3 protein-coding genes are annotated in these 3904 nt (G+C 72.8%); 2 read left to right on the forward strand and 1 reads right to left on the reverse strand.

The features are described from left to right. Positions 1-2167 (reverse strand): DUF5107 domain-containing protein (locus AC1DY2_RS16765; protein WP_476763443.1); only part of this gene is annotated, 2167 nt, incomplete at its 3' end. An 89-nt stretch (positions 2168-2256) separates the two neighbouring features. On the opposite strand from AC1DY2_RS16765, the gene AC1DY2_RS16770 reads away from it, so the two are divergent. Both AC1DY2_RS16770 and AC1DY2_RS16775 read left to right on the forward strand, forming a co-directional pair. Further along, positions 2257-3120: an AraC family transcriptional regulator gene (locus AC1DY2_RS16770; protein WP_476763444.1), complete on the forward strand. Its 864-nt coding sequence runs from the start codon at positions 2257-2259 to the stop codon at positions 3118-3120. Positions 3121-3222: 102 nt separating this feature from the next. Further along, positions 3223-3904: Crp/Fnr family transcriptional regulator (locus AC1DY2_RS16775; protein WP_476763445.1), on the forward strand; the 682-nt coding region annotated here is incomplete at its 3' end.

A 3904-nucleotide genomic window follows, 5' to 3' on the forward strand; every position in this document is an offset into this window, starting at 1 on the left:
CGTAGGCGGCGAGCGGCGCCGGGTTGCCGAACGGGCCCGGACCCATCGTCGCGGCGCGCCGAGCGAGCGGGATGGCGCGGCCGGCGTCGCCGAGGCGGTGGAGCTCGTGGGCGATGGTGAGGAGGGTTCGCGGATCCACCGGGTCGAGCGCGTCGTCGAGGGCTGCGAGGAGCGGGTCGAGGGGATCCTCGGCACGAGCCGACGCGAGTGACGCCCGCGCCGTCGCGCCGTCGCCGAGCGAGCGGAGCGCCACGACCCGCGCCGCCACGGCCTGCCCGCTGCCCGGATCGGCGCGCACCGCGGCATCCGCGAACCCGAGGGCGCGTTCGGCGTCGCCCGACCGTTGCGCGAGCCGTGCGCGTCCGAGCGAGGCGGGCAGGGCGACGGCGCCGTCCCATGAGGCCTTGCCGAACACGTCCGCCGCGTCATCCGATCGCCCGAGCCGTTCCAGTACGAGGCCGCGCAGCAGGTGGGCGTCGCCGCGTTCGGGATTGAGGTTGCGGCGCGAGAGCCGTGCCATCGCGAGGTCGAGGTGGTCGAGGGCCTCCTCGAGGTCGCCGCGGTCGTGCGCGAGCCGGGCCAGGGCGAGACGGGCGCGCGAATCACCCGGGTCCCGTCGCACCGCCTCGGCGAAGTACGGCTCGGCGGGCCTCGTGGGATGACGGTACTGCACGAGGTGCACGCCCGTCAGCACCAGCTCGTCGGCACTGGCGATCTCGGCCGGGGCCGGCGGCTCGGTCGCCACCCACGGCTCACCGGCCGGCACCGCGTGCGCCCGCCAGCGCACGAGCTCGCGCCCGCTGTCGATGACGGTGACGACGAGGTCGTCGCGAGTGGCGGATGCCTCGAGCTCCACCTCGGTGACGAAGGGGTGCCCGGGCTCGATCGGCAGGGTCCACTCGGCGATCACGGCTTCCGCCCGCCGCAGCTCGACCCGCGCGGAGGCGTGCACGCCCGTCGTCGCGACACCCAGCCGCACGCGGCATCCGTCGACCTCGAGACCGATCGCCGCGTCGAGCGTCGCCTGCACCGCCGGGCCGATGTCCTGGATCGGGTACCAGTACTGGCGGAATCGCCGCGTCTCGCCCGGCTGCAGCCAGCTGAAGTCGGGCTGGTTGTCGGTGAAGACGCCCGCCATGAGCTCGACGTACGGGCCGTCGCCGTCGGTGAGGTGCCGATCCCAGGCGCGCCCGACCTCGCCGTCGCCCCAGGTCCACTGCTTCTTGCCCGGGGCGATCGCCCGGTCGGCCCAGTGCACGAACCCGGCTCCGGCGTCGTGGTCGTAGCCGCCGAAGAAGTCATCGGCCGTGTCGGTGACCATGTACGACGTCGGCACGGGGATGTTCGCGTACACGTCGAGGCGATCGGCGCCCGGCCGTTCGGCCGCGAGAGCCGGGTAGTCCACGCCGTAGTACGGCCGGTCGGCGCGGGGGAAGGCGGTGATCGCACGGCGCGCGTGATCGGCGACGTAGCGCACGTCGGTGGGGAAGAAGGACTGGTAGTGCTCGTGCGAGCGAGCGGCGACGTTCGCCCACCAGAGGAAGGACTGGGGTGCATCCGTGCGGTTCACGAGGCGCGCCTCGAGTTCGATGAGCGCCGAGTCGCCGCGCAGGCGGATGCCGTGGCTGCCGCGCATCCGCTGCAGCTGGTCGAGGTCCGAGTGCCACACCGTCACGGATCCGTCGTCGTGGCGCTCGAGGCGCGTCTCGACCGGGAGGAAGGTCGCCGGGCGGTGGTGCTGCGGCCAGTTGAACTCCACGCCGCCCGAGACCCAGGGGCCGGCGAGCCCGACCAGCGCCGGCTTGATGACGTTGTTGCGGTAGAAGAAGTCGTAGTCGCGAGTCTTGTCGTAGCCGATGTGGATCCGTCCGCCCAGCTCGGGCAGGAGCACCAGCCGCACCCAGCGGTTCTCGAGGTGGATCGCCCGCCAGGTGCGCGGCGCGCGCCCGGGCAGGATCCGGTCGGTGAACGGGATCGGGTAGACCGCCCCGCTCGAACCCTGGTACACGCGTCGATCGAGGAAGAGCGGGTAGCGATCGGGCGCGGCAGGCTCGTAGGTGTCGATCGTGAGCGGCGCCTCCCAGCAGGCGACGCCGCCCGCCGCGATCGCCTCGCGCTGCTCTTCGGGCGCATCGGGCAGCACGATCCTGGGGTTCTCGTCGGTCACGGGCTCCACGCTACGCGCGGGCCCGATGCGCGGACATGGCCGATCGTGGGGCGCGCATGGACGATTCGACACCATGGGATCATTGACGGATGGAGCGGCGCGACGGGTTCGAGCACCAGCGGCTGTGCGTCGTCCCGCGCCCCGCCGTCGCCGAGGCGCTCGCGCGGCCGGTCACGCGCCGACTGGTGGTGACGGATGCCGGGTGGTTCCCCCGCGCGGACGGGCATCTCCGCGTTCGTCCGGCCGGGGCCGACGAGGCCATCGTCATCGTCTGCGTGGCCGGCGCTGGATGGGTGGACGTCGATGGCACGCGGGTGCGCGTGACCCCGTCGACCGCTGCGCTGATCCCGCCGCGCGCGCCGCACTCGTACGGGGCCGATGCGGAGGACCCATGGACGATCTGGTGGTGTCACGTGCGCGGCAGCGATCTCGGCGACCTGTGGGCCGCGATCGGCGCGGACGCCGCGCGTCCCCTGGTGTCGCTGCGCGCCGTCGATCGGGTCACGGTGCTCCTCGATGAGATCGTCTCGGGCCTGGAGCGAGACCAGTCCCCGGCTCGGCTGTTGTCGGTGTCGGGCATCGCGTGGCGGCTGATGACTCAGCTCGCGGTCGACCGGAAGCTGCCCGAGCAGGGCGAACCGCTCGAGCGGGCGATGCGGTACCTCGAGGAGCGCATCGACGGCGGCATCCGGGTGTCCGACCTCGCCCGGCTCGTCGGGGTCTCGACGTCGCACCTCGGCGCGCTCTTCCGCGACGCCACCGGCGGCGGGGTGCTGGCGTACCACACGGGGCTCAAGATGGCGCGGGCCCGCGGCCTGCTCGACACCACCGACCTGCACGTCGCCGAGGTCGGGCGCGAGGTCGGGTACGCCGACCCGTTCTACTTCTCGCGGCAGTTCAGCCGCGTGCACGGCATGAGCCCCACCGACTACCGCGTGCATCGCAAGGGCTGACGCGGCATTGACGGCCTCGCCGGTGCGCGGATACCGTCGCAGGGTGCGACGAGCGGATGTGGCGACGACCGGGTCCTGCAGTGCGCCGTCCGGAACACGTCCATGATCACCGTCGAGGGCCTCCGCGGCATCCACATCTTCGCGCCCCTCTCCGACGCGGCCCTCGAGTACGTCGCCGGCGCCGTCGAGGACATCCACCTCGTGCCGGGCGAGTACTTCGCGCACGAGGGCGACGAACGCGCGCTGTTCGTCGTCGTCGAGGGCCGCGCGGAGATCACCAAGGTCGTGAACGGCGAGGAGCGGGTGATCGGGATACGCACGCCCGGCCGGTTCTTCGGCGAGGTGCCGATGACCCTGAGCACCCCGTTCCCGGCGAGCGGACGCGCCGCAGAGGCATCCCGCATCCTGAAGCTCGACGTGACGGCGTTCTACACGTTGGCGGCCATGGCCCCGTCGATCCCGGCCCGCGTCGCGGAACTCGCGCGACGCTACCTGGAGTCGCTGCAGGTGATCGCCGCCGAGCAGCCCGACATCGAGGTGCGGCTCACGGGTCCCCGACACGATGCCGCGACCCATGGCACGGCGACCTTCCTCACGAGGAACCAGGTCGCCTTCGAGCGGGTGACCCTCGAACGCCCGGCAGAGGGCGAGGCCTACCCGATCCTCGAACTGGCCGACGGGACCCGGTTGGCGGCCCCGACGATGCGCGAGGTGGCGGATGCCGCGGGGCTCGACATCGAGCCCGCGTCGGCCGACTACGACGTCGTGATCCTCGGCGGAGGGC

It is taken from the genome of Agromyces sp. P1_H4, assembly GCF_056405255.1.

Excerpts from the sequence above, each read along its gene's own strand:
- AC1DY2_RS16770 (WP_476763444.1), top strand. The coding sequence starts at position 2,257 with ATGGAGCGGCGCGACGGGTTCGAGCACCAGCGGCTGTGCGTCGTCCCG.